23 protein-coding genes are annotated in these 23,440 nt (G+C 67.8%); 16 read left to right on the top strand and 7 right to left on the bottom strand.

Translation table 11 applies throughout. The annotated features are described in order from the left end of the window. Positions 1-51: 51 nt before the first annotated feature. Positions 52-1,725: a phospholipase C gene (locus BTE28158_RS09275; RefSeq protein WP_151050944.1), complete on the bottom strand. Its 1,674-nt coding sequence runs from the start codon at positions 1,723-1,725 to the stop codon at positions 52-54. A gap of 347 nt (positions 1,726-2,072) precedes the next feature. Between BTE28158_RS09275 and BTE28158_RS09270 the strand changes: the two genes are divergently transcribed. Further along, a complete protein-coding gene (locus BTE28158_RS09270) occupies positions 2,073-2,984 on the top strand; it encodes an EamA family transporter (protein WP_151050942.1) in 912 nt (303 codons plus the stop codon). 48 nt (positions 2,985-3,032) lie between these two features. Here BTE28158_RS09270 and BTE28158_RS09265 read toward each other — a convergent pair whose 3' ends face one another. After that, a complete protein-coding gene (locus BTE28158_RS09265) occupies positions 3,033-3,506 on the bottom strand; it encodes an Lrp/AsnC family transcriptional regulator (RefSeq protein ID WP_006479071.1) in 474 nt (157 codons plus the stop codon). Positions 3,507-3,825: 319 nt separating this feature from the next. Here BTE28158_RS09265 and BTE28158_RS09260 point away from each other — a divergent pair, with 319 nt between their 5' ends. The 6 genes from BTE28158_RS09260 (at position 3,826) to BTE28158_RS09235 (ending at position 8,173) form a co-directional block, all read left to right on the top strand. Continuing rightward, a complete protein-coding gene (locus BTE28158_RS09260) occupies positions 3,826-5,211 on the top strand; it encodes an amino acid permease (RefSeq protein WP_059599419.1) in 1,386 nt (461 codons plus the stop codon). Between the two features lie 43 nt (positions 5,212-5,254). Then, positions 5,255-6,457 (top strand): amino acid aminotransferase, encoded by a 1,203-nt coding sequence (locus BTE28158_RS09255; RefSeq protein ID WP_151050940.1) that lies wholly within the window; start codon positions 5,255-5,257, stop codon positions 6,455-6,457. 130 nt (positions 6,458-6,587) lie between these two features. Beyond that, positions 6,588-6,986, top strand: a complete 399-nt coding sequence (locus tag BTE28158_RS09250) for a DUF488 domain-containing protein (protein WP_151050938.1) — start codon at positions 6,588-6,590, stop codon at positions 6,984-6,986. Between the two features lie 116 nt (positions 6,987-7,102). Continuing rightward, positions 7,103-7,393 (top strand): DUF1488 family protein, encoded by a 291-nt coding sequence (locus tag BTE28158_RS09245; protein WP_124623930.1) that lies wholly within the window; start codon positions 7,103-7,105, stop codon positions 7,391-7,393. A 16-nt stretch (positions 7,394-7,409) separates the two neighbouring features. After that, positions 7,410-7,649: a hypothetical protein gene (locus tag BTE28158_RS09240; RefSeq protein WP_059599423.1), complete on the top strand. Its 240-nt coding sequence runs from the start codon at positions 7,410-7,412 to the stop codon at positions 7,647-7,649. Positions 7,650-7,819: 170 nt separating this feature from the next. Continuing rightward, on the top strand, positions 7,820-8,173 hold the full coding sequence (locus BTE28158_RS09235) for a metal ABC transporter ATPase (RefSeq protein WP_124623934.1): 354 nt from the start codon (positions 7,820-7,822) through the stop codon (positions 8,171-8,173). An 18-nt stretch (positions 8,174-8,191) separates the two neighbouring features. On the opposite strand, the gene BTE28158_RS09230 is transcribed toward BTE28158_RS09235, so the two are convergent. The 3 genes from BTE28158_RS09230 to lhpI form a co-directional block, all read right to left on the bottom strand. Then, entirely contained in the window at positions 8,192-8,971 is a 780-nt protein-coding gene (locus tag BTE28158_RS09230) for a helix-turn-helix domain-containing protein (RefSeq protein WP_059599425.1), read from the bottom strand. Positions 8,972-8,988: 17 nt separating this feature from the next. Further along, a complete protein-coding gene (locus BTE28158_RS09225; protein ID WP_059599426.1) occupies positions 8,989-9,396 on the bottom strand; it encodes a response regulator transcription factor in 408 nt (135 codons plus the stop codon). A 184-nt stretch (positions 9,397-9,580) separates the two neighbouring features. After that, positions 9,581-10,516 (bottom strand): bifunctional Delta(1)-pyrroline-2-carboxylate/Delta(1)-piperideine-2-carboxylate reductase, encoded by a 936-nt coding sequence (gene lhpI / locus BTE28158_RS09220; protein WP_151050936.1) that lies wholly within the window; start codon positions 10,514-10,516, stop codon positions 9,581-9,583. Positions 10,517-10,782: 266 nt separating this feature from the next. Between lhpI and BTE28158_RS09215 the strand changes: the two genes are divergently transcribed. From BTE28158_RS09215 to BTE28158_RS09185, 7 genes are all read left to right on the top strand, one after another. Next, positions 10,783-11,520 carry a FadR/GntR family transcriptional regulator gene (locus tag BTE28158_RS09215; RefSeq protein WP_059599427.1) on the top strand — a complete coding sequence of 246 codons (738 nt, stop codon included), beginning with the start codon at positions 10,783-10,785 and terminating at the stop codon, positions 11,518-11,520. A 121-nt stretch (positions 11,521-11,641) separates the two neighbouring features. After that, positions 11,642-12,763 carry a branched-chain amino acid ABC transporter substrate-binding protein gene (locus tag BTE28158_RS09210; protein WP_059450263.1) on the top strand — a complete coding sequence of 374 codons (1,122 nt, stop codon included), beginning with the start codon at positions 11,642-11,644 and terminating at the stop codon, positions 12,761-12,763. A 56-nt stretch (positions 12,764-12,819) separates the two neighbouring features. Continuing rightward, on the top strand, positions 12,820-13,827 hold the full coding sequence (lhpH, locus tag BTE28158_RS09205) for a trans-3-hydroxy-L-proline dehydratase (RefSeq protein ID WP_059599428.1): 1,008 nt from the start codon (positions 12,820-12,822) through the stop codon (positions 13,825-13,827). A 196-nt stretch (positions 13,828-14,023) separates the two neighbouring features. Next, a complete protein-coding gene (locus BTE28158_RS09200) occupies positions 14,024-16,594 on the top strand; it encodes a penicillin-binding protein 1A (protein WP_174919820.1) in 2,571 nt (856 codons plus the stop codon). 78 nt (positions 16,595-16,672) lie between these two features. Next, a complete protein-coding gene (locus BTE28158_RS09195; RefSeq protein WP_174919818.1) occupies positions 16,673-17,548 on the top strand; it encodes a PilZ domain-containing protein in 876 nt (291 codons plus the stop codon). 275 nt (positions 17,549-17,823) lie between these two features. Beyond that, positions 17,824-18,153: a DUF4148 domain-containing protein gene (locus BTE28158_RS09190; RefSeq protein WP_151052432.1), complete on the top strand. Its 330-nt coding sequence runs from the start codon at positions 17,824-17,826 to the stop codon at positions 18,151-18,153. A 271-nt stretch (positions 18,154-18,424) separates the two neighbouring features. After that, entirely contained in the window at positions 18,425-18,829 is a 405-nt protein-coding gene (locus tag BTE28158_RS09185) for a lysozyme inhibitor LprI family protein (RefSeq protein WP_059599432.1), read from the top strand. Between the two features lie 51 nt (positions 18,830-18,880). Here the strand turns inward: BTE28158_RS09185 and BTE28158_RS09180 are convergent, their stop codons facing one another. Next, positions 18,881-19,528 (bottom strand): response regulator, encoded by a 648-nt coding sequence (locus BTE28158_RS09180; RefSeq protein ID WP_059599433.1) that lies wholly within the window; start codon positions 19,526-19,528, stop codon positions 18,881-18,883. Further along, on the bottom strand, positions 19,525-21,636 hold the full coding sequence (locus BTE28158_RS09175) for a PAS domain-containing sensor histidine kinase (RefSeq protein WP_174919816.1): 2,112 nt from the start codon (positions 21,634-21,636) through the stop codon (positions 19,525-19,527). Before BTE28158_RS09175 ends, BTE28158_RS09180 begins: the two co-directional genes overlap by 4 nt. Before the next feature lie 319 nt (positions 21,637-21,955). Here BTE28158_RS09175 and BTE28158_RS09170 point away from each other — a divergent pair, with 319 nt between their 5' ends. Both BTE28158_RS09170 and BTE28158_RS09165 read left to right on the top strand, forming a co-directional pair. Next, positions 21,956-22,426, top strand: a complete 471-nt coding sequence (locus BTE28158_RS09170; protein ID WP_124623954.1) for a universal stress protein — start codon at positions 21,956-21,958, stop codon at positions 22,424-22,426. 367 nt (positions 22,427-22,793) lie between these two features. Next, the gene (locus BTE28158_RS09165; RefSeq protein ID WP_151047895.1) at positions 22,794-23,300 is read left to right on the top strand and encodes a cupin domain-containing protein; all 507 of its coding nucleotides are present in this window, start codon (positions 22,794-22,796) and stop codon (positions 23,298-23,300) included. Positions 23,301-23,440: the final 140 nt, after the last annotated feature.

The following is a 23,440-nucleotide window of genomic DNA, read 5'->3' as shown; positions in this document are numbered from 1 at the left end:
ACGGCCGGCGCACGATGCGCCGGCCTGCTGCTACCGGTTACGCGATGCCGGTCAGATCGACGGCGCCGCGCTCAGCACGGTGCCTTGCGTCGGATCGAGATACAGCGGCGCCGTATTCGGCTTCGACGCGAAGTCGAACAGCCCGCGCAGGTCGCCTGCCGTCGCATCGAACGAACCGCCGCCGATGCGCTTGCCGCCGAGCCAGTTGTCCTCGATGAAGCGCACGACCGATGCCTGGTCGATCATCGTGTGATCGACGTAGTTCTGCTTCGCATACGGCGAGATCACGACCAGCGGGATGCGCACACCCGGGCCGCAGCGGCCGTTCACGGTGCCGCCGTTCACGCCGGTGGTGCCACCCGAGCCGCACACGCCGTTGCCGTTCAACTGGTCGACCGCGTCGGACGACGAATGCGTCGGCGCCGTGTATGCGTGGTCGTACCAGCCGTCCGAGTCGTCGTAGGTGACGATCACGGCCGTGTTCTGCCAGTCCGGCTGCTGCTGCAGGAAGTTGACGACCTTCGTCACGAACGCCTGCTCGTCGAGCGGATCCGAATAGCCCGCGTGCGCGTCCTGCGCAGCCGGTGCCTTCAGGAAGCTGACCGACGGGAAGTTGCCGGCCTTCACGGCCGCGAAGAAGTCGTCGCTGTCGTACTGGTGGTTCGCCGGCTCGGCCGTCTTGCCGTCGGCTTCGAAGCTGGAACCGATCGCCGCGACGCTACTCGGCCGCGTGTGCTGCGGGTTCGCGGTCGACGCGTAGTACTGGAACCAGTTGTGGTGCGGGATGTAGTCGGCCGTCGCGGCGTTCACGGCGGTGGCGACGGTGCTGCGGCTACAGCCGGTCGTGCCGTTGCTGTTGGTCGTCGACAGGTTGAAGCCGCCCATGAAGCCGCCCCACGTGATCTTTGCGCCGTTCAGCAGGTCGCCGATGTTCTTGCCGCTCATCATCGCCTGGTCGGTCGTGCTCGAGCACACGTCGTAGCCCGGGTCGACATCGTTGATCATCGTGAAGCCGCCCTGGCCGTCGTTGATGTAGTACGACGTGGCGGCGAGCGTCGACGGCTGCTTCGACGTCTTGACGATCTGCATCCCGTTGGTCTGGCCCGACACGACGTTCAGCGCGCCCGGCGTCGACGGGCCGTAGACCGTCGTATACGCGTTGTCGCTCATCGCGAAGCGCTGCGCGTAGTTCCACAGCGCGGTCACGGTGTTGCCGTCGAAGTAGCCCATCACCTGGCCCTTCGTGCCGAACGCGCCGGCGCCGCCGGACGAGCCCTTGCCCGTGTATTTCGGGAACAGGTCGGCGAGGCCGTTGTCCTCGGCCTGCTGCTCGGCCGTGTACGCGTGGTTCTGGTCGGCGGTCGCGGCTTGCGTGCGGTCGAGGCGGAACGGGTTCGCGGCGTCGGTGCCGTTGGCCGTGTTCGTGAAGTTCGGGTTCGCGGTGAGCAGCGTGCCCGTCAGCCCGTTGATCGTTGGCGTGCCGGATTTCGCGGTGAACGCCGGTTCGCCGGACGGGTTCGACGCATTCGGGTAGGTGCCGAAGTAGTGGTCGAACGACACGTTTTCGCCGTAGATCACGACGACGTGCTTGATCGGCGTGGCGGTCTGCAGCGCATCCTGCGACGACACGGCGGGCGTCGACGAGGGATCGTCGCTGCCGCCGCAGGCGAACAGCGCAAGCGCCGCGCCGGCGCACGCGGTGACGAGCAAGGCTTGACGGAACATCGGGACACTCCAGGTAGGTTTTCGATGGTGGATAGCGGCCCCGTCGCCATGTCGGTTCGGCGCGGCGCTCGCGATAGAGCACCGGCATTGAAACAGCCTGATATGAAGATACGGGGGCGGAACGGTTTCGCGACGGTTGCGCCGCGGTATCGATTTCATTACGGCGCGAGGCGGCGCGAAAGAAAGCGGAAAGGGACGGAGCGGATGCAACCTGGGCAACATATTCGGCGATCGGCGCCGTCACCGCCGCGAATGTCGCGCCGGGCGGGCGACGGCGCACGGCGGGCCGGTTCGTCCGGGATGCCGGGCCGCCCACTTTTTTGACAATCGCGTGACGGATTCATACGATGGTTGGCCCGCGGCGACGATTTCGCGTTGCCGGCCGTCAGCGAGTATTCAGCGTGCCGATCCCCGTTCTGTTTGCCGTCCTGTGTGCCGCCTTCCTGCATGCGTCCTGGAATGCACTCGTGCGCAGCAGCGGCGACCGGCTGCGCTCGGCTACGGTGCTGCAGATCGCGATCGGGCTGTTCGCGCTGCTGCTCCTGCCGGCCGCCGCCCCGATCACGCCCGCGAGCTGGGCCTGCGTCGTCGCATCTGCGGTGATCCACGTCGTCTATACGCTGTTGCTGGTGCGGGCTTACGAGCACGGCGACCTCACCGTCGCGTACCCGGTCGCGCGCGGGACCGCGCCGCTGCTCGTCACGCTGGGCGCGGCGGTGTTCGCGGGCGAGCGCCTGAACGCGGGCGCGCAATACGGGCTCGTGCTGATCTGCGCGGGCATCTTGGCGATCGGGCTGGAGCGAGGCCGCGGCGCGCGGCACCGGATGACGCAGGTGTTGCCGACCGCGTTCGCCACCGGCGTATCGATCGCCGCGTACAGCGTGGTCGACGGGATCGGCGTGCGGGAAAGCGGCAGCACGGTCGGTTATACGGCGTGGATGTTCGTGCTGACCGCGTTGCTGATGGCCGTGTACTACCGGCTGCGCGCGGGGTCGCTGCGGCTCGCGCAGGATGTCGGCGAAACGGCGAAGGCCGCATGCGGTGGCGTGTTCGCGGCGCTTGCGTACGGCATCGTGATCTGGGCGATGGATCGCGCACCGATGGGCCCGGTGTCGGCGCTGCGCGAAACGAGCGTGGTGTTCGCGGCGTTGATTGCCCGCGTGTATCTCGGCGAGCGGCTGACGCCGCGTCGCGCGGCCGGATGCATGGTGATCGCGGGCGGCGCGCTGCTGATCAGCGCGTTCGAGGCGGTGCGCTGAGCGCGGCAGCCGAGCATTGCGTCGCCCGGGCGGTCGCGCAGTGCCGTGTCAGCTTTCCACCGGCATCGCACTCGTGCACTTGATCTCGTCGAGGCACACGCTGGAATGCACGCCGCTCACGCCGGGGATTCGCATCAGGGTTTCGAGCAGGAACGTGGACAGCCCCTTCAGGTCGTGCGCGACGACCTTCAGCACGTAGTCGATATCGCCCGTCACCGAGAAACATTCCTGGATCTGCGCGAGATCCGACACGAGCTTCTGGAACTTCGACAGGTCGCGGATATGCCCGCGTTCCATCGTCACGTGCACGAACGCGGTGACGCCGAACCCGAGCGTGTCGGGGCACAGGCGGGTCTCGTAACGGCGGATCGCGCCGATTTCCTCCAGCCGCCGGTGGCGTCGCAGCGTCTGCGCGGGCGACAGGCCGACGGCCTTCGCGAGGTCGAGGTTCGACGCGCGGCCGTTCTCCTGCAGCACCGACAGCAAGTGGCGATCGATGCGATCGAGAACCGGTTCAGGCATTTTTGTTTCCTCATCTGTCTCCCGGATGCAATCTTATCTCATAATGTAGGGTTTGCATGAGCGGGTTACGCAACCCGATTTCGCTGCCGCGACGCTAAACTGACGCCGGATTTTCGTGTGCGCCCGCAGCAATGCAGGCGAGGGCGACGGTCGGCGGCCGGTCTGGCGGGCCTGCCGACAGGAAACGGGTGTTGCCGCGCGAAGATTGCAGTCCCCAACCCGGCGGCTCCACGAACGGCCGCCGGCACAGCAAAACAGCGCCCGGCACACCAAGGCGCGCCGCACCGCTTCCGGCGGCGGCGGGCAGAATGGAGAAGACATGGTTTCTGGAAACGAGAAGGACGGCCTGAAGCGGGGGCTGAAGAACCGGCACATCCAGCTGATCGCGCTCGGCGGCGCGCTCGGCACGGGGCTGTTCCTCGGCATTGCGCAGACGATCAAGATGGCCGGCCCGTCCGTGCTGCTCGGCTACGCGGTGGCCGGCATCGTCGCGTTCTTCATCATGCGCCAGCTCGGCGAGATGGTCGTCGACGAGCCGGTCGCCGGCTCGTTCAGCTACTTCGCCGACAAGTACGTCGGCCACTTCACCGGCTTCCTGTCCGGCTGGAACTACTGGGTGCTGTACATCCTCGTCAGCATGGCCGAGCTGTCGGCCGTCGGGATCTACGTGCAGTACTGGTGGCCCGGCGTGCCGACCTGGGTGTCGGCGCTGGTGTTCTTCGTCGCGATCAACCTTCTCAACCTGGCGAGCGTGAAATCGTACGGCGAGACCGAATTCTGGTTCTCGATCATCAAGGTCGCCGCGATCGTCGGGATGATCGGCTTCGGCGGCTGGCTGCTCGCGAGCGGTCATGCGGGGCCGGAAGCGAGCATCGCGAACCTGTGGCAGCACGGCGGCTTCTTCCCGAACGGCGTGTCGGGGCTCGTGATGTCGATGGCCGCGATCATGTTCTCGTTCGGCGGACTGGAGCTGATCGGCATCACCGCGGCCGAGGCCGACGATCCGAAGCACAGCATTCCGCGCGCGACCAACCAGGTGATCTACCGGATCCTGATTTTCTACATCGGCGCACTGGCGGTGCTGCTGTCGCTGTATCCGTGGGAAAAAGTCGTCACCGGCGGCAGCCCGTTCGTGCTGATCTTCCACGCGCTGAGCAGCAACGTGGTCGCCAACGTGCTGAACGTGGTCGTGCTGACGGCCGCGCTGTCGGTCTACAACAGCGGCGTGTACAGCAACAGCCGGATGCTGTTCGGCCTCGCGAAGCAAGGCAACGCGCCCAAGGTGCTGTGCTCGGTGAACAAGCGCGGCATTCCGCTCGCCGCGCTCGGCGCGTCGGCGCTCGCGACCGGCGCGTGCGTGGTGGTCAACTACTTCATGCCGGGCAAGGCGTTCGAAGTGCTGATGGGCCTCGTCGTGTCGGCGCTGATCATCAACTGGGCGATGATCACGCTGATCCACCTGAAGTTCCGCCAGGCCAAGCGCATCGCCGGAGAGCAGACTTCCTTCCGTAGTCTGGGCTATCCTTTCACGAATTACCTGTGCCTGGCGTTCATGGCCGGCATTCTCGTCGTGATGTACCTGACGCCGGATCTCCGCCTGTCGGTGTACCTGATCCCCGTATGGCTCGCGGTGCTCGCGATCGGGTATCGCTTCCGTCAGAAGAATGCGGGCTACGCGATCCGCGACGGCGCGTCCGCCGGCTGACACGGGCACCACGACCACTCTTCCAAACGAGACCGACATAGCCATGTTCGAACACATCGACGCGTACCCGGGCGATCCGATCCTGACGCTCAACGAGAACTTCCAGAAAGATCCGCGCGATCAGAAGGTCAACCTGAGCATCGGCATCTATTTCGATGCCGAAGGCCGGATTCCCGTGATGGGCGCCGTGCGCGAAGCCGAAACCGCGCTGCAGCGCGACCTCGGCCCGAAGCCCTATCTGCCGATGGTCGGCCTGGCCGCCTATCGCGACGCCGTGCAGGCGCTCGTGTTCGGCGCCGATCATCCGGCGCGCGCGGCCGGCCGCATCGCGACCGTGCAGACGCTCGGCGGTTCGGGCGCGCTGAAGGTGGGCGCCGATTTCCTGAAGCGCTACTTCCCGGACGCGCAGGTGTGGCTCAGCGACCCGAGCTGGGAAAATCACCGCTTCATCTTCGAGCGTGCGGGCTTCACGGTGAACACGTACCCGTACTACGACGAAGCGACGGGCGGCCTGAAGTTCGACGCGATGCTCGCGGCGATCGACGCGCTGCCGCCGCGCAGCATCGTGCTGCTGCACGCGTGCTGCCATAACCCGACCGGTGTCGATCTCGACGAAGGCCAGTGGGAGAAGCTGATCGACGTGATCGAGGCACGCGGGCTGCTGCCGTTCGTCGACATGGCGTACCAGGGCTTCGGCGCAGGCCTCGACGCAGACGCGTTCGCGGTGCGCGAACTGGCCCGCCGCGGCGTGCCGGCACTCGTCGCGAACTCGTTCTCGAAGAATTTCTCGTTGTACGGCGAGCGCGTCGGCGGCCTGAGCGTCGTCTGCGAGGATGCGGCCGCGGCCGAGCGCGTGCTGGGCCAGCTGGCCGGCGCGGTGCGCTCGAACTACAGCAACCCGCAAACCTACGGCGCCAAGGTCGTGGCGACCGTGCTGAACACGCCCGCGTTGCGCAAGCAGTGGGAAGAAGAGCTCGCCGCGATGTGCCGCCGCATCGCGCGGATGCGCCAGTCGATCCACGACGGCCTGCGCGACCACGTCAGCGGCGAAGCGCTGACGCGCTACGTGAAACAGCGCGGGATGTTCACGTACACGGGCCTGACCGAATCGCAGGTCGACGCGCTGCGCGAAGTGCATGGCGTGTACATCCTGCGTTCCGGGCGCATGTGCGTCGCGGGGCTGAACGATTCGAACGTCGGCATCGTTGCGGACGCGATCGGCAAGGTGCTGAAGAGCGGCGTCTGACGGCGCGCCCGCGGGCGCACGATCGCATCGCCGAAACCGGCTGTCTCCGTCGTGGAGGCAGCCGGTTTTTTCTTGCGCGGCGGCGGCGCGGCGGTACGATGGCGGATCGAACGCATGATGAAGGAGCGGCATGGCTATTCGAATCGTACGGCTCGGCACGCCGCGCACGGCCGGCGAGGGCCTGCGGATCGGCACGGTGCGGCGACCGCCGCGCGGCGTTCCCAAGGCGGAATTCGCATCGCGCGACTACTATGATGTATGGCTGCCGACGCTGTCGCCGAGCCCCGAGCTGGTCGCGCAGGCGCAGGCTGCCGAAACCGACGCCGAATGGCGCGCGTTCACGCGCCACTTCCGAGCGGAAATGGCGCATGGCGACGCGTCGAAGGTGCTGGACCTGCTCGCCGCGTTGTCGGCGACGAGCGCGTTTTCGATCGGCTGCTACTGCGAGGACGAGCGCCGCTGCCATCGCAGCGTGCTGCGCGAACTGCTGGCGGAGCGCGGTGCGGCGATCGATGCGGATGCGGGCTGAACCGCCGTCGGGCGGCGCGACGTTGCGCCGCCGCGTGAGGTGCAGCGAACCGGTTGACGTGGGTCAAGCGTGCGGCGGCGTGGGCCGTTATGCTCACGTCATGAATCGTCCCGACGATGACAGGCGCACAGATGCAGATAGCCTTTCCACCAGAACCGCCCGAATATTGCGCACGCGATCTGGTCGTCGCGTTTTCGGCGCTCGTCGACGGCCGCTGCGTGCAGTGCGCGATCACGGCCGAGGCGCTGGAAGACCATTTCGGTGCGCCGTCGCTGCTCGAGCGGGATTTGCTGCATGCGTTCGAAGCGCACCGTTCGGCGATCGAGGCGATGGCGCGACGGATGCTCGACGAAATCGGCGGCCGGCCGGTGTTGCTGCACAGCGGTCACTTTCGGATGGGTGATTGATACCGCAGGAGGAGGCATGACACTGCAAGGCACGATTCATGAGCGCGACTGGTCGGTCGAGATCGAGACGCGGCGGTGTGAATCCGGCGAGTTCCGATGTCGTGTGTCGGTCGAGCATGGCACCGGGCCAGCGCGCTTTCACCACACGTTCGAGCACAGTCATGCGTACCCGACCGAGTACGAGGCGGCGATCGAAGGGTTGCGGGCCGGGATGACATGGATCGAAATGAAGGCGTCGCAGACATTCAACGTTTGAACCGTATCGTGCCGATGGACGCGCGAATGCAAGGCTGCCAGGGCAGTAATCGCCGCGGCCGTCATCGCGCTGCGTGAAGCAGGATCGTGCCGCGCGTGGGACACCGAGGCACGGAGACACAGGAACAGGCAACGCCGTCGACGAGCGGCGACCGCGTCGGGAGAAGCGCCATGGGCGTGGGCATGCAGATCGTCTGCGTCGGATTCGCAGGTTCCGCTGCGCTGGAAGCAGAAGCGGCGGTGCAACTGGTGCGGCTGGAACGATTCCGCGCACGGCTGGAGGATTGCCGTCTGGTGATCGAATTGCGCCCGCGCGTGGACGGCGGCCGGACCTACGACGTGCGGCTCGAGCTGGCCATGCGCGGCCGCTCGCCGGTATCGCTGCCGAGCGGCACTGGCGACGACGTGATCGAGGTGCTTGGCCGCGTGTTCGCGCTGGCCGAGCAGACCCTGTCCGTATCGCAGGCGGGCGAATCCGGGGCGGTCGTGCTGCATGCGCTCACGCCGGGCGCCACCGCGCAATGACGCGCGACGCGCCGTGCGTCACACCTGCGCGAGCGCCTGCGCGTCGATGATCCGCACGCGCTTGCCGCGCGTCTCGACGAGTGAATCCCGATGAAACCGCGAGAACATCCGGCTGACGGTCTCGAGCTTCATGCCGAGATAGCAGCCGATCTCCTCGCGCGTCATCCGCAGGTTGAATTCCGATGCCGAATAGCCGCGCGCCTCGAAGCGCGACGACAGGTTCAGCAGGAAATGCGCGACGCGCTGCTCGGCCGACATCGTGCCGAGCAGCAGCATCTGGCTCGACTCGCGGACGATCTCGCTGCTCAGCATCTGGTAGAGGAAATGCTGCATCGGCTTCATTTCGCGGCACGCCGCCTCGAGCGCGCCGAACGGGATGACGCATACGACGCTGTCCTCGAGCGCGATCGCGTCGCAGCAGTGCTGGCCACCGCCGATGCCGTCCATGCCGAGCGTTTCGCCCGCGATCTGGAAGCCGGTCACGTGCTCGCGGCCGTCGCGATGCATCATCACCGTCTTGAACGAGCCCGCGCGCACGGCGTAGATGCTGTGAAATGGATCGTCGGTTCGGAACAGCGCGTCGCCTTGGCGAACCTGGCGCGTCGAACAGATGATCGCGTCCAGTCGGCCGTATTCGGCGGCGGTCAGGTGCGGCGGCAGGCACAGCGAGCGCATCAGGCAAGCCGAGCAGCGCGCGGCGGGGTGTTTGGCGCCGTCGTTACGTGAGACCGCGGGAAGCGGAATCGTTGGCCGAGGCGCGACGGATGGGGCGGCGGCGCAGGCGGTGGCTGTGGACATGAGTCACTCCGGCTCGGTCAGGGGCGGTGCGCACGAGCGCGCACCAGGGATTCGATGACGTGGCATGCGGCGTCGAATTCGGCGGTCTTGTCGAAGAAGTAGTCCGCTCCCGCCGTCGCACATGCCTCCCTGAATGCCGGCGCCGAATGGTTCGTCAGCACGATCGTGACGATCCGCGGCGCGGCCTTCGACAGCATCCCGATCAGCTCGAGACCGCTGCCGTCCGCGAGTCGCAGGTCGACGATCACGACGTCCGCGTGGCTGCCGCGGATGTGCGTCAGTGCGTCCTCGCCGTCTTCCGCTTCGCCGACGACCACGACGCCGCGGATCGCGCCGACGAGCAGCGCGATCCTTTGCCGGACGGCAATGGCGTGATCGACGAGAAACACCCGGAGTGCGTCGGCGGGTGACAGGCTGGCATTCATGCCGGCAGTATCCTGTTGCGCCGCCGAAAATGAAATCGGCCGAACTGGAAGTTTGTGTAGGCCGCTGCGACGCGTTGTAGGGTGTTTCCTACAACGCACAGGAGAAAGAGGCGAGGCCGCCTGCCCGGCGACGCCGGGTGGGGCCCGCGAAGATGATGGCGGATCGAGGTCCGCCGCCGTGGAATCAGCCAGCCGCGCGCGCGTCCAGCGCGTCGCGAGCCGTGCGGCACGCGGCCAGATCCCACGCGGCGCAGCCGACCGTTTTGAACAGCAGCGGCCCGCTGCGCTCGAAGGCGCCGCGCAACACGTCGGCGAGCGATGCGACCTGCCGCCAGTCGACCTGCGCGACGATCAGGTCGCCGGCCTCGTGGCGCGCGCCGGCCGGGTCGTCGACGACGAGGCGGCTGTGGCGCACGGTGTCGGCGTCGATCTCGGCGGCATCCGCGGTGAACGCGCCGACGCCGACCACGAGGCGGCCTTCGCGTGCCGCTTCGCGATAGACGGGCGTGCGGCTCGTCGTCAGCGTGACGACGACGTCGATCGCATCGGGAATCGCGTCGCCGTCGAGCGGCACCAGTTGCGGCGCCTGCGCGCGGTGCGTGGCGCAGAACGCGGCCGCGCTGTCGGCGCGCGAGCCACGCACGTGCAGGCGCGCGTCCGGAAAGATCGCCGCGAGCGCTTCCGCGTGATTGGCCGCCTGCTTGCCGGTGCCGATCAGCAGGATGTCGCGGGGCGCGGCGCCGTGCAGCGCCTGAATGCCGAGCGCGGTAATGGCTGCCGTGCGGCGCCCGGTGACCGTCGGGCCATCGAGCACGAAGCGCAGCGCGCCCGTCGTCGCGTCGTACGCGCTCACCTGGCCGAGGATCGTCGGCAGTCCGCGCGCGCCGTTGCCAGGGCACACGTTCACGAGCTTGTGGCTCGCGAGGTCGCGTGCGCTGGACGGCATCGACAGCATCACGCCGCCCGCCTGCAGCGGCACGACCAGGCGTTCGGGGCTGACGATCTCGCCCGCCGCGTATTCGGCGACGGCGTGTGCGAGCGTGGCGAGCAGCGCGGGGTAGTCGAGCAGCGCGGCCGTTTCGGCGGCGTCGAACGCGGGAATCCGGGGGAGAGCGGTCATCGTATCGATCGGTTTTGTGTCGGTGGGCGTGGACGACGGGCGCATGCCGCGCTCGCCACGGAGGCTGCCAAATATCGAGACGGCAGTCATTCTGGATCAAATCTATACCAGTTGATCGTCGGCAGGCAAGCCGGAAAAACAAGCGGACCGTCAATTTTGGTTCTAATATCCGTCCAGATGGGCGTCGCGCACGCCGGCTCCGGTATCGCTCCGGTATAGTGCGAACCCGTTTCCCCGTCCACCACCCGCCCGGGCAGGAGCCCCAGATGATGTCCGCACGTCCCGAATCGCTCGAAGCCGGTTTCCGACCGTTGCAGATCTACGAACAGGTCGCCGAGAAAATCCGCGACGAGATCCGCGCGGGGCGCTATGCGGCCGATTCGAGGCTGCCGTCGGAGCGCGAACTCGCGGCGCTGTTCCAGGTCGGCCGACCGGCCGTGCGCGAGGCGCTCGGCGCGCTGCAGAACGAAGGGCTGGTGTTCACGAAGCGCAATTCGGGCACCTACGTCGTGCCGGCGCCGCTCGACGTGCTCGCGCAGCGCGGCGACACGCGCAGCGTGCCCGACGCCGACTTCAGTCCGACGTCGACGCTCGACGTGCGGCTCATCCTCGAGCCGGCGATCGCGCGCCTCGCCGCCGCGCACGGGCGCGCCGATCCCGTCGCCGAAGGCTATCTCGCGCAGATGGAAACCATCGCCGACATCGACGATCCGCAGCAGCGGGCGCTGTGGAACGAGAGCGACCGGCTGTTCCATCGGCAGCTCGCGTTGATGACCGGCGACGCGCTGATCGTGAAGATCGCGGAGGAAGTCGCGAAGACGATGGACCAGCCCCTGTGGAAGCGGCTGAAGGACGATGGCATCTACGACGCGGGCCGGATCCGGCTCTACGTGTCCGAGCACCGGCTGATCTACGAGGCGATCGTGTCGGGCGACGCCGATGCGGCCGCCTTCTACGTCGAACAGCACATTCTTCGTGTGCGGCGAGACATCACGCCGAAATGACCTGCATCCCGTCAGTCTGGTCTTAAAAATGACCAAAAGCACAAAAATCATTTTGAAACTGCTTGCGTCATGACCACATGTGTCCTACATTGGTTTCACACAAAACCAATCAGGAGACACCATGCGACACTTCGTTACCGCGCTCTCGGTGGCCGTTGCCGCCGGCGCGCTGACTTCCGCGCACGCGCAGGAAGTCGTGATGATCGGTCATTCGGCACCGCTGACCGGCCCGCAGGCCGCGAACGGCAAGGACAATGAAAATGGCGCACGCCTCGCCGTCGAGGAGCTCAACAAGGCCGGCGTGAAAGTGGCCGGCAAGACGGTCACGTTCAAGCTGGTGTCCGAGGACGACCAGGCCGACCCGAAGGCGGGCGTGCAGGTCGCGCAGAACCTGGTCGACAAGGGCGTCGTCGCGGTGCTCGGGCCGTACAACTCGGGTGTCGCCATTCCGGCGTCGCGCGTATACAGCAACGCGGGCGTACCGATCCTGCCGGTCGCGTCGAACCCGGCGCTCACGCGGCAGGGCTTCAAGAACATCTTCCGGATCGGCGCGAGCGACGAACAGCTCGGCGGCACGATGGCGACTTTCGCCGCGAAGACGCTGAACGCGAAAACCGCCGCCGTCATCGACGATCGCACCGCGTACGGGCAGGGCGTTGCGGAACAGTTCATGAACGTCGCGAAGGCGAACGGGATCAAGATCGTCGACCAGGAGTACACGAACTCGTCGGCGACCGATTTCCTCGGCATTCTCACCAAGATCAAGGCCAGCAATCCCGACGTGATCTTCCTCGGCGGTTATGCGGCGCAAGGCGCGCCGATGGCGAAGCAAATGAAGCAGCGCGGGTTGCGCGCGAAGCTGCTCGGCGGCGACGGCATCTGCTCGGCCGACATGGGCAAGGTCGCGGGCGAGGCCGCGTCGATCGTCTACTGTGCGCAGGGCGGTGTCGCGCTCGAGAAGACGCCGGCCGGCCGCGAATTCCTGAAGAAGTACCACGATACCTATCACACGGACACGCAGGTCTACGGCGTCAACTACTACGACGGCATGAAGCTGCTCGCCGACGCGATGGTCAAGGCCGGCACGACCACGGACAAGGCGAAGTTGATCGCGCAGTTGGCGAAGTCGAACTACGCGGGCGTCGCGGGCACCTATTCGTTCGACGAACGCGGCGACCTGAAGGGCGCGCCGACCACCGTCTACGTGATCCGCAACGGCCTGCCCGAGCCGTACGCCAAGTAATCCGTCACCGGACGGTGCCGCGGCGCCGTCCTTCGTTTTCACGCCTTCGATCCTCCATGAAAATTTCCCGATCCATTTCCACCGTCGAGGTCCATACCGGCGGCGAAGCGTTCCGCATCGTCACGAGCGGGCTGCCGCGCCTGCCCGGCGACACGATCGTCAAGCGCCGCGCGTGGCTCAAGGAGAACGCCGACGAGATCCGCACGGCGCTGATGTTCGAGCCGCGCGGCCACGCCGACATGTACGGCGGCTACCTCACCGAGCCGGTGTCGGCGAACGCGGATTTCGGCGTGATATTCGTGCACAACGAAGGCTACAGCGACCATTGCGGACACGGCATCATCGCGCTGTCGACCGCCGCGGTCGAGCTCGGCTGGGTGCAGCGCACGGTGCCGGAGACGCGCGTCGGCATCGACGCGCCGTGCGGTTTCATCGAGGCGTTCGTGAAATGGGACGGCGAACACGCGGGGCCGGTGCGCTTCGTCAACGTGCCGTCGTTCATCTGGCAGCGCGACGTGTCGGTCGACACGCCGTCTTTCGGTACCGTGACCGGCGACATCGCGTACGGCGGCGCATTCTATTTCTACGTCGACGGCGCGCCGTTCGACCTGCCGGTGCGCGAAGCGGCGGTGGAAAAACTGATCCGCTTCGGCGCCGAAGTGAAGGCCGCCGCGAACGCGAAATATCCGGTCGTGCATCCGGAGATCCCCGACATCAACCATATCTACGGCACGATCATCGCGAACGCGCCGCGCCATCCGGACTCGACACAGGCGAACTGCTGCGTGTTCGCGGATCGCGAGGTCGACCGCTCGCCGACCGGCTCCGGCACCGGCGGGCGCGTCGCGCAGTTGTACCAGCGCGGCCTGCTGGCGGCCGGCGACACGCTCGTCAACGAGTCGATCGTCGGCACTGTGTTCAAGGGGCGCGTGCTGCGCGAAACGACGGTCGGCGATATTTCGGCCGTGATCCCGGAAGTGGAGGGCAGCGCGCACATCTGCGGGTTCGCGAACTGGATCGTCGACGAGCGCGATCCGTTGACCTACGGTTTTCTCGTGCGCTGAGCGTCGCGTACGGCACCCGGTTGTACCAGGCTTGGCGCGCGGTTCCTTTACGGGGCGCGCGCCTTTTTTGTTGTAAAGATGCGCGATCCGGCGCCGTTCGCACGGGCCCGGGACTGCCGCGGGCCGGTGGGCCGCGCGAGTTTTGGTACGATGCAGCCTTTCCAGCAGATCCCCCACCCGCGTGAATCGCCGAAACGTGTCGTCAGTGCGTGACCTCTGTGCCAAATGGGTCGCGCGCGCCCAACCCGTCGCGGCCGCTGCCGCCGTGCCCGTCAAGCGTGTCCTGGCCATCGCCTGGCGCCATCTCCGTCATCCGACGCGCCGCGGCGTGCTGCGCGCGGCCGCCGCCGTGCCGGCGCTGCTGCTGCTGTACGTGCTGGTGCTGATTCCGTTCACGCCCGGCATCGGCGACATCCGCAAGGCACGCGTCGACCAGCCCGCGCAGGTGCTGTCCGCCGACGGCAAGGTGCTGGCGGAATTCAAGCCGTCGAACCGCGAATGGGTGTCGCTCAAGCAGATCTCGCCGCACATGGTCGACGCGCTGATCGCGACCGAGGACCATCGCTTCTACGAGCACCACGGCCTCGACTGGAAGCGCACGGCGTCGGCCGCGCTCCATACGTTCTCGGGCAGCCGCCAGGGCGGCTCGACGATCACGCAGCAGCTCGCACGCAACCTGTATCCGGACGAGATCGGCCGCGCGCCGACGCTCACGCGCAAGGTGAAGGAGGCGATCACCGCGCTGAAGATCGAGGCCGTGTACAGCAAGGACCAGATCCTCGAGACCTACCTGAACACGGTGCCGTTCCTGTACAACGCGTACGGCGTCGAGATGGCAGCGCGCACCTATTTCGACAAGTCGGCCGACGAGCTCGACGTGCTGGACAGCGCAACGCTCGTCGGGATGCTGAAGGGCAACAGCTACTACAACCCGGTGTTGAACCCCGAGCGCGCGCTGCAGCGGCGCAACACGGTGCTCGGCCAGATGGTGAAGTACGGCAAGCTGTCGCCGGCGCAGTTCGCGCAGTTGCAGCGCCGGCCGCTGCGCATCGATTTCGAGCGCCAGAAGGAACCGCCCGGGCCTGCGCCGCACTTCGCGCAGCAACTCCGCAAATGGCTGATCGGCTGGGCCGACCGCAACGACTACAACATCTACTCGGACGGGCTGGTCGTGCGCACTACGATCGATTCGCGGCTGCAGCAGATGGCGACCCAGGCGCTGACGCTGCAGGCGAACCAGTTGCAGGGCATCGCGAACAACGCGTGGAGCGGCCGCGACGGTTGCGGCACCGACAACGAGGTGTTCCGCACCTTCATGCGCGAATCGCCCGAGTACAAGGCCGCGCAGGATGCCGGCAAGAACGATGCCGTCGCGATGAAGCAACTCGCCGCCGACCGCGGTTTCATGCGCGCGCTGTGCAAGGCGAAGACCGACGTGCAGGCCGGCTTCGTCGCGATCGATCCGCGTGACGGGCAGATCCGCGCGTGGGTCGGCAGCCGCGACTTCACCAACGAGCCGTTCGATCACGTCGCTCAGGCGCGGCGTCAGCCGGGCTCGACCTTCAAGCCGTTCGTCTACGGCGTCGCGTTCGCGAACGGGATGAAGCCGGACGACACCTTCATCGACCAGGCGGTCGAGATTCCGCTGAAGGGCGGCGAGATCTGGCGGCCGAATGACGACGTGCCGCCGTCGGGCAAACCGATGACGCTGCGCGACGCGGTCGCGCTGTCGCGCAACCGGATCACCGCGCAGGTGATGGAGAAGGTCGGACCGGCGGCGGTGGCGCGGCTCGCGCGCGACATGGGCGTGCGCGAAAGTCCGCTCGAGCGCGTGCCGTCGCTCGCGCTCGGCACGAGCCCGGTGACGCTGAAGGAGATGGTCGCGTCGTACGCCACGATCGCGAACGGCGGGCTGTACCTCGAGCCGCAGATGGTGACGCGCATCGAGAACCGCCAGGGCGACGTGCTCGCCGAGTATGCGCCGGCGCCGCCCGAGCGCGCGCTCGACGCCGAGACCGACAAGACGCTGCTCGGCGTGATGCGCGACGTGGTGACGCGCGGCACCGGCAGCAGCATCCGCACGCGCTTCGGCATTCGCGGCGACGTGGCCGGCAAGACCGGGACCACGCAGGACAATGCGGACGGCTGGTTCATCCTGATGCAGCCCGGGCTGGTGGCCGGCGCGTGGGTCGGCTTCGACGACGGCCGCGTGACGCTGCGCAGCGACTATTGGGGGCAAGGCGCGCACAGCGCACTGCCGATCGTCGGCGACTTCTTCCAGCGCGCGCAACGCGCCCGGATCGTCGACGCGAAGCTGAAATTCGATACCGAGCCGTCGCCCGGCTGGTTCGCGTCGGTGCGCGAACGCGTGACGGATCTGTTCGACGGGTGGTTCGGGCCCGAGCCGAAGCAGGCGCCGGCGCCGGTCAGAACGCAGCGCATCGAGCGGCAGCCGGAGGCGGACGCCGCCGCGGCGTCCGCCGCATCGGCTGCGTCGGCGCCCGAGGCGGCATCCGGCGGCATCGTCGAGGAGTGGGTTCCGGCGTCCGAGGTGGCTGCATCGGCCGCCGCGCTGTCGTCGGGCGCGTCGCAACCGCAGGCCGCGCAGCCGGCGGCGGCGGGAGGCAGCGCGACGCCTGCGGGCAACACGGGCGGCGGGGGCCTCGGCTCCGCCCCGGCCGCACCTTCGGCCGTACCGGCTCCGTCGGCGGCTCCGGCTCCAGCCCCGGCGCCGGTTTCGCCCGGTGCGACCAGCGGTTCGGAGTAACGAGACGTTCAGATTTCGCGCGATGCTGCCGTAATAACGTTGTCACGACAGCTCGCGCGGTCGCTCCGCGCCCTTCCGATGCGGCACATCACAGATCACGTCGCGCTCGCGCGCGATGATGTCCCCGCCGGCGTACCGCTCGGCTTCGATCTCTACGATGCGGGCGGCGCCGCGCTGCTGCCCGCCGGCACGACGCTGCACGATCCCGCGCAGCATGCTTTCCTGTTCGATCACTTCCAGCCCGTCCGCCGGCGCGATGACGCCGAGCCCGCCGTGCCGGCGCCCGACACCGTGCCGGGGGCCGCGCGCATGGGGCTGTCGGCCGGCGCCGCGATCGGCATCCGGCGGCGGGTTGGCGCGACCCGCGTGCTGCAGCGCTGCCGGTTGATCGGGATCGGCGCATCGGGTGCGCTGTTCGTCGAGCCGCAGCCGGCGGTCGTGCTCGACTTTGTCCACGGCGACGACGTCGAGGCGGTTGCGATCGGCCGGTCGGCGGTGTCGCGATTCGGCGCGACGGTCGAAGCGGTGCAGTCAACGGGCGCCGCGCCGTTCATGGTGCTTTCGCCGCCGGGCTTCGTCGACCGGCTGCGCACGCGCGCGGAGCCGCGCGTCCAGGTACGGATCGCGGCCCGCTGCACGGGCGGGCCGGTGCACGCGGAGGGTATCGGGATCGTTCGCGATCTCAGCCTGAACGGGCTGTCGATCGCGCTCGACCGGGCGCTCGCGGCGGCCGGCGAACCGTTGCACGTGCAGTTGCCGTATACGGATGAGGATCGTGTCGCGTTGCTCACGCTCGACGGCACGGTGCGCGCGGTGCATGCCGATCCGGTGGTGCCGGGCTGGGCGCTTCACCACGCGGCATTCGACGAAACGGCTGCCGACGACCGGATTCGCCTCAAGGCGTTGCTGTTCGACCTGTCCATGGGGGCCACTGACGCGGATCAGGTTCGCTGATGCCTTGAACGGGGCAAACCTGGCAGCCGCGGCGCGGTTGTCCACCGCCCGGCGAGTCGATCCCCGGGCGAAAGCATGCTGCCGCATATTGGGTTCGGATGCGGCCATAATCCTCTGATGTTTCGACCGAATACGTGGCAATTGTACGGATTCGGTCAACAGTGAATTTGCGATTTAAGTATTTACCCTGATAGGCAAGCCTCCTAGACTTCCATTCATGCGCAATGACTACCGAGTCCGAAGCGCCTGACAAAACAATCTGGAGGTAACGCATCATGAAATCGCTGATCAAGGCAGTTGCACTGGCCGCTCTGGTGGCCGCACCGGTCGTCTCGTTCGCCCAATCGAACCAGCAGCCGCTGACGCGCGCGCAAGTGCGTGCCGAGTTGGTCCAGCTCGAAAAGGCCGGTTACAACCCGAACGACTGGATGAACTATCCGGAAAACATCCAGGCCGCACAGGCAAAGATCGCCGCGGCACAGAACACCGGTGCGCAGGGTGACGCAACGGGTTACGGCCCGAGCCCGGTCGCGTCGTCGCAGTCGGGCCAGCGCGTGGTCGTGCCGGCAGCAGCCGATCGTTCGTCGGTGTACTTCGGTCACTAAGCAAGCCGTTCGCCGCGCGGCCGCCGGGCCGCCTGCAAAGCCGTAGCGAAAAGCCCGCACTCGTGTCGAGTGCGGGCTTTTTTGCGTGCGCGGCAAGCGTGGCGCGGGCTGACAATCCATCGCGTGTGCGCTAGCATCGCGGTCGGCATTGCCACGCTGCGGCGGCCGCGACGGAGGTCGCGCCCATCGGCCGGCGAGGTCGCGCACCGAGGCGCGGCGGCAAGCCCGGCATCACGTTCCACGACTTCAACGAAAACAAACAGGAGCATCCATGCGTGTCTTGACCGGTCTGCTGTGCGCGCTGGCGCTGACGGCGAACGTTGCCCATGCGCAGGCGAATTGTGCCGATGCGACGGATCAGGCGGCGATGACGGCGTGCGCCGATCGCGCGTACAAGAAATCCGACGCGGACCTGAACCGCACTTACCAGGCCGTCACCGCACGGCTGCGCGATGCGAAGCCGCTCGCGGAGAAACTCGTGAACGCGCAGCGTGCGTGGATCGCCTACCGCGACGCCGAATGCAACTTCTCCAGCGCGAACGCCGAAGGCGGCAGCGTGTATCCGATGGTCGTGTCGACCTGCCTCGACGATCTGACCAAGACGCGCAACGAGACGCTGAAGGGTTATCTGTCCTGCGAGGAAGGTGACCTGGCCTGTCCGGTGCCGGGGAAGTAAGGCCGTGCGACGTCCGGCTGGCCCGCACGCCGCGCGGCCGGCACGGTGCGCCTAGACGTCGTCCGCTTCGTCGAGCAGCTTGTGCCGGATCGCGTAGCGGACCAGCGCCGCTTCGTGCGGCATCTGCATCTTTTCCAGAATCCGGGTCTTGTACGTGCTGACCGTCTTCGCGCTCACGCACAGCGCCTGCGCGATCTCGGTCAGTGTCTGTCCGGCGGCGATCCGGCGGAACACGTCGAACTCGCGATCGGACAGCCGCTGGTGCGGCAGCGTCTCGGCCGGTTCGTTCAGGCTCTGCGCGAACTGCTCGGCCATCGCGAGACTCACGTAGACGCCGCCCGCTGCAACCTTGGTCACGGCGCCGACCAGTTCGGCGCTCGCGCTTTCCTTGGTCAGGTAGCCCGACGCGCCGGCGCGGAACGCGCGCACCGCGTATTGCTGTTCCGCGTGCATGGTCAGCACGAGCACGCGCAGCGCGGGCTTCTCGTCCTTGATCTGCTTGATCAGCTCGACGCCGTTGCGGCCCGGCATCGAAAGGTCGAGCACCAGCACCTGCGCGGGCGTCGAACGAATCAGCGCGATCGTCGACGGCCCGTCGCACGCTTCGCCGGCGACTTCGAATGCGGTGGCGTTCTGGAGAATGTGCCGCAGACCGTCGCGCACGAGCGTATGGTCGTCGGCGATGAGCACCTTGATCATGTGAGGGTGGTTTCCTGTTGAACGGTGCCTAGCGGGAACGCGACCGTGATCGAGAAGCCGCGTGCGAGCGCGGTATCGATCGTCACGCTGCCACCCAGCATGTGTGCGCGTTCGCGAATGCCGATCAGGCCGAACGACTTGTCCTCGTGGGCGGTGCCGCCCGGTGCCGCGCCGCGGCCGTTGTCCGCGACGCGCAGCACGCAGAAGCCTTCCTCGATGTCGAGCCGCAGCGCGACGCGCGTCGCATCCGCATGGCGCGCGACGTTCGTCAGCGCTTCCTGGACGATCCGGAACAGCGTGGTCGCCCCGGTGCTGGTGAACGTGAGCCCGCCCGTTTCGATGTGGCGTTCGACGTCGATGCCGTAGCGGTTCGTGAAGTCGTTCGCCAGCCACTCGATTGCGGGCACGAGGCCGAGATCGTCGAGCATCACGGGGCGCAGATCGGCTGCGATGCGCCGCACCGACGCGACGGTCGCGTCGATCAGCCGGCGCATGCCCTGCAGTTGCGACAGCACGTCGTCGTCGGGTTGCGCACGGTTCGGCGTGCGCAGTTGCTGCTCGATGACCGACAGGTCCATCTTCAGCGCGGTGAGCTGCTGCCCGAGGTCGTCGTGCAGTTCGCGCGCGATGCGGGTCTTTTCCTCTTCGCGCACGTTCTGCAGATTGGCCGACAGTTCGCGCAGTTCTTCGCGCGACTGCTTCAGCGCATTCTCGGCGCGCTGCCGTTCGGTGATGTCGCGCAGCATCACCGTGTAGAGCTTGCCCGACGCGTCGCGGATCTGCGAGATCGACGCCTCGATCGGGAATTCCTCGCCGTTGCCGCGCAGCCCGAACAGTACGCGCTGACGGCCCATTTGCCGCTCGGACACGCCCGTCACGCCGAACTGGTCGACGTGCTTCGCATGCGCGGCACGAAACCGCTCGGGGATGAAGCGCGACAGCGGCGCGCCGATCGCCTCCATCGCCGATACGCCGAATACCTGTTCGGCCATCGGGTTGAAGATCACGACCGTCTGCTTCTCGTCGATCGTGATGATCGCTTCCATCGACGAACGGATGATGCCCATCATCCGCGCCTCGTTCAGGATGCCGCGGCTGCTGGCGCCCGTATCCGCGGTGCCGGCGCGGCCGCGCAGCAACGCATGGACGAGTGCCGCGAACGCGAACGACGCGATCAGCCCTGCGGCGAGCACCGTGCCCGCCGCGCGCTGCGCGCCGGTCGCGCTCGGGCGGCCGTCTGCGGAATAGGCGAGCGTCAGGACGGTCCCGCCGAAATTCAGCTGGTCGCTGCGCCGCATCAGGTCGGGCGATGCCAAAGCCTCGTCGGTCGTCGTCTCGGCGCTCGCGATCGGCCGAGGATCGTCGCCGGCGCTCATCCTCAGGTCGAGCCCGCGCTCCGCGTCGAGCGCGCGCTCGATCAGGCGATTCGGGCTCACCTGCGCGAACAGCACGCCGTCGGCGCCGGTTTCACGGGCGCCGGACTGTGCGGCGGTCGGGCGCGGTGAAGCCGTGGCGGGCAGGAACAGCGTGAGGGTGCGCGCATCGCGGGATGTGTCGTCGTCGGCCGAATGGATGCCGAGTGCGACATCGCCGGTCTGCAGCGCGCGCGAGAGGGGGGCCTGATCCGGCGCACCGAAGCGCACGCCGGCCGAGCTCGACGCGGGCGCGCCGAGCGTCGCCACCGCGAGCGGGCCGGCCGGCATCGGCGCGTGGCCGGCGAGGGCGCTGCGCGCCGCGGGCGACAGCGGCGCATAGCCGAACTGCCGGATCGGCGAACGCCCGCTGTCGAGCTCGAGTGTGTCGGCATACCGGCGCCATTGCTCGGGCGTCATCTGTGGCGCGAGCGCGAACGCGCCGCGCGTGCTTTCGAGCACGGCGACGGCGGCTTGCAGCTCGTGGCGCAGCATCGCCGTCACGTGCGTCGTGCGTCGTTCGAAGCGCGTATGGACGGCGCCTTGCCACTGCTCGCGAACGAGCAGCGCAACGCCGAGCGACAGCGCCGCGCCCGCGAACAGCGCAACGACGCCAGCCGCGAGCGGCTGGCGTAACATGGTCTGGAAGCGCGTGGGCCCTCGGGCGTCACGCGGCGGGGTTCCACTGGCGGTCATTCGATGGCCATTCTGGTGTCGGGGCCGCCCGTGGCACTCGGGCGGCGCGGTATAACCGGGAAAAATCGCACCGGCCGCGTGCGGCATCTATTTTCAAGATGAAATTGTGCGCGTTTTACACGTTTTTTGTAATAGGGTCAGTTAAAAATGAGATAGCCAGGCGGTGCAGCGGGCGTTCCGGCCGCGATTGACACGCGTCAACCGGTGTGTCCGCACGTGGGGCAGACTGTTCGGCAGGCGAGCCGGCATCGGGCCGGCTTGCGATGACGGGGGCGTCGTTCGCGCGATGGGCGACGGGCTTCCGGTCGGAGGGCGGACCATGTACAAGCGGATTTTCGTCGGGCTCGATGGGGGCCCGAGTGCGCGTCTCGCGCTGAACGAGGCGATCCGGATCGCGGCGGCATCCGGCGGCGAGGTCACGTGCGCGTTTGTCGTCGAGCACCGGCCGCAGCTCGTCGACGTCGATGCGGGCTTCGCGGCCGAACACGACGGCGACGCGGCGGCAGCCGAAGCGGCGACGCTCGTGCTCGACGATGCGAAGGCGGCCCTCGCGCAGCGGCACGTGCCGGGCACCGTGCGCGCGCTCGACGCCTACGGGGAGGACATCGCCGCGGTGCTGATGCGCACGGCGGCCGAGGCCGGCGCCGATCTGATCGTGATGGGCACGAGCGGGCGGCACGGCCTGCGCCGGCTGCTGCTCGGCAGCGTCGCGGAATCGCTGCTGCGCGCGGCCGATCGGCCCGTGCTGCTGGTGCGCCACGACGAGCAGGCCGCGGCGCCGACTGCGTGACGACGCGGTGCGGCGTCGCGCCGTGAGCGGCGGGCAGGCGGCTGTCGCGCGGATGGCAGTGTGACGGCGGTGTGACGGCGGGTGCGGCGGTGCGTCCGCTGCATCGATCGACGTGCCGCCGATATCTTGCGCCGCTGCGTCGCTACGGTGTGATCGCGTAGCGCCGGTTGCGTCGCGTCCCGCACTTCTGGCAGCATCGCCCGGTGTTCGCTTCATCGTCGCGCGCCGCGTTCGGCGCGCGATCCAGTCGCCGCGTGCATGGCCGCGGCGATCGACGCAGCGGCACGCGACGTCGGCCGGTGGGGTTCCCGATTGGTCGGGCCGTGCGTCGCGTGCCCGGTTCAATCCTTCACCGACGTCATCTGCCATGCCGATTTCCGCCGCCGACCTGATTCACCAGTTCGATCTGCAGCCGCACCCCGAGGGCGGCTATTTCCGGGAAACCTACCGTGCGGCCGACACGGTCGTGCGTCCGGCCGACGGCGCGCCACGCGCGGCGTCGACCGCAATCTATTACCTGTTGTGCGACGGCGCGTATTCGTCGTGGCACCGGATCCGTTCCGACGAGGTCTGGCACTTCTACGCGGGCGATCCGCTCGAAGTGTGGGTGCTCGACGAGCACGAGGGGCTGACGATCCACCGGCTCGGCAACCCGCTTACGCATCCCGGCACCGTATTCCAGGCGGTCGTGCCGGCCGGGCGCTGGTTCGGCGCGCGCTGCGCGTCGCCGGAGCACGTCGCGCTCGTCGGCTGCACGGTCGCACCAGGGTTCGAGTTCGCGGAATTCGAACTCGCGGACGCGACGGTACTGGCCGCCACGTTCCCCGAATACGCGGAATACGTGGCGGGGCTTGCGCAGCGCCCCGACGCGTGAACGCGGCGGCCGCCTCCAACCGTAGCTGTTCCGCGCGGTCCCGGCCAAACCCGTTTAGAATGCACGACTGTGCAGGATCGGCCGCGGACGTGCCGCGGCGATCGCTGTCAGCCGTATCGACGGCCTCCCCCGTGGCACGG

It is taken from the genome of Burkholderia diffusa, from assembly GCF_902499115.1.
In the GTDB taxonomy this organism is placed as follows: Bacteria; Pseudomonadota; Gammaproteobacteria; order Burkholderiales; family Burkholderiaceae; genus Burkholderia; species Burkholderia diffusa.
The sequence above is the reverse complement of the archived record's forward strand: the minus strand, read 5'-3'. Positions and strand labels throughout refer to the sequence as shown.

What these genes read in the sequence shown, in the direction of transcription:
- BTE28158_RS09275 (WP_151050944.1), bottom strand. Translation starts at nt 1,725, where the DNA reads ATGTTCCGTCAAGCCTTGCTCGTCACCGCGTGCGCCGGCGCGGCGCTT.
- BTE28158_RS09270 (WP_151050942.1), top strand. Translation starts at nt 2,073, where the DNA reads ATGGTTGGCCCGCGGCGACGATTTCGCGTTGCCGGCCGTCAGCGAGTA.
- BTE28158_RS09265 (WP_006479071.1), bottom strand. Translation starts at nt 3,506, where the DNA reads ATGCCTGAACCGGTTCTCGATCGCATCGATCGCCACTTGCTGTCGGTG.
- BTE28158_RS09260 (WP_059599419.1), top strand. Translation starts at nt 3,826, where the DNA reads ATGGTTTCTGGAAACGAGAAGGACGGCCTGAAGCGGGGGCTGAAGAAC.
- BTE28158_RS09255 (WP_151050940.1), top strand. Translation starts at nt 5,255, where the DNA reads ATGTTCGAACACATCGACGCGTACCCGGGCGATCCGATCCTGACGCTC.
- BTE28158_RS09250 (WP_151050938.1), top strand. Translation starts at nt 6,588, where the DNA reads ATGGCTATTCGAATCGTACGGCTCGGCACGCCGCGCACGGCCGGCGAG.
- BTE28158_RS09245 (WP_124623930.1), top strand. Translation starts at nt 7,103, where the DNA reads ATGACAGGCGCACAGATGCAGATAGCCTTTCCACCAGAACCGCCCGAA.
- BTE28158_RS09240 (WP_059599423.1), top strand. Translation starts at nt 7,410, where the DNA reads ATGACACTGCAAGGCACGATTCATGAGCGCGACTGGTCGGTCGAGATC.
- BTE28158_RS09235 (WP_124623934.1), top strand. Translation starts at nt 7,820, where the DNA reads ATGGGCGTGGGCATGCAGATCGTCTGCGTCGGATTCGCAGGTTCCGCT.
- BTE28158_RS09230 (WP_059599425.1), bottom strand. Translation starts at nt 8,971, where the DNA reads ATGTCCACAGCCACCGCCTGCGCCGCCGCCCCATCCGTCGCGCCTCGG.
- BTE28158_RS09225 (WP_059599426.1), bottom strand. Translation starts at nt 9,396, where the DNA reads ATGAATGCCAGCCTGTCACCCGCCGACGCACTCCGGGTGTTTCTCGTC.
- lhpI (WP_151050936.1), bottom strand. Translation starts at nt 10,516, where the DNA reads ATGACCGCTCTCCCCCGGATTCCCGCGTTCGACGCCGCCGAAACGGCC.
- BTE28158_RS09215 (WP_059599427.1), top strand. Translation starts at nt 10,783, where the DNA reads ATGATGTCCGCACGTCCCGAATCGCTCGAAGCCGGTTTCCGACCGTTG.
- BTE28158_RS09210 (WP_059450263.1), top strand. Translation starts at nt 11,642, where the DNA reads ATGCGACACTTCGTTACCGCGCTCTCGGTGGCCGTTGCCGCCGGCGCG.
- lhpH (WP_059599428.1), top strand. Translation starts at nt 12,820, where the DNA reads ATGAAAATTTCCCGATCCATTTCCACCGTCGAGGTCCATACCGGCGGC.
- BTE28158_RS09195 (WP_174919818.1), top strand. Translation starts at nt 16,673, where the DNA reads ATGCGGCACATCACAGATCACGTCGCGCTCGCGCGCGATGATGTCCCC.
- BTE28158_RS09190 (WP_151052432.1), top strand. Translation starts at nt 17,824, where the DNA reads ATGAAATCGCTGATCAAGGCAGTTGCACTGGCCGCTCTGGTGGCCGCA.
- BTE28158_RS09185 (WP_059599432.1), top strand. Translation starts at nt 18,425, where the DNA reads ATGCGTGTCTTGACCGGTCTGCTGTGCGCGCTGGCGCTGACGGCGAAC.
- BTE28158_RS09180 (WP_059599433.1), bottom strand. Translation starts at nt 19,528, where the DNA reads ATGATCAAGGTGCTCATCGCCGACGACCATACGCTCGTGCGCGACGGT.
- BTE28158_RS09175 (WP_174919816.1), bottom strand. Translation starts at nt 21,636, where the DNA reads ATGACCGCCAGTGGAACCCCGCCGCGTGACGCCCGAGGGCCCACGCGC.
- BTE28158_RS09170 (WP_124623954.1), top strand. Translation starts at nt 21,956, where the DNA reads ATGTACAAGCGGATTTTCGTCGGGCTCGATGGGGGCCCGAGTGCGCGT.
- BTE28158_RS09165 (WP_151047895.1), top strand. Translation starts at nt 22,794, where the DNA reads ATGCCGATTTCCGCCGCCGACCTGATTCACCAGTTCGATCTGCAGCCG.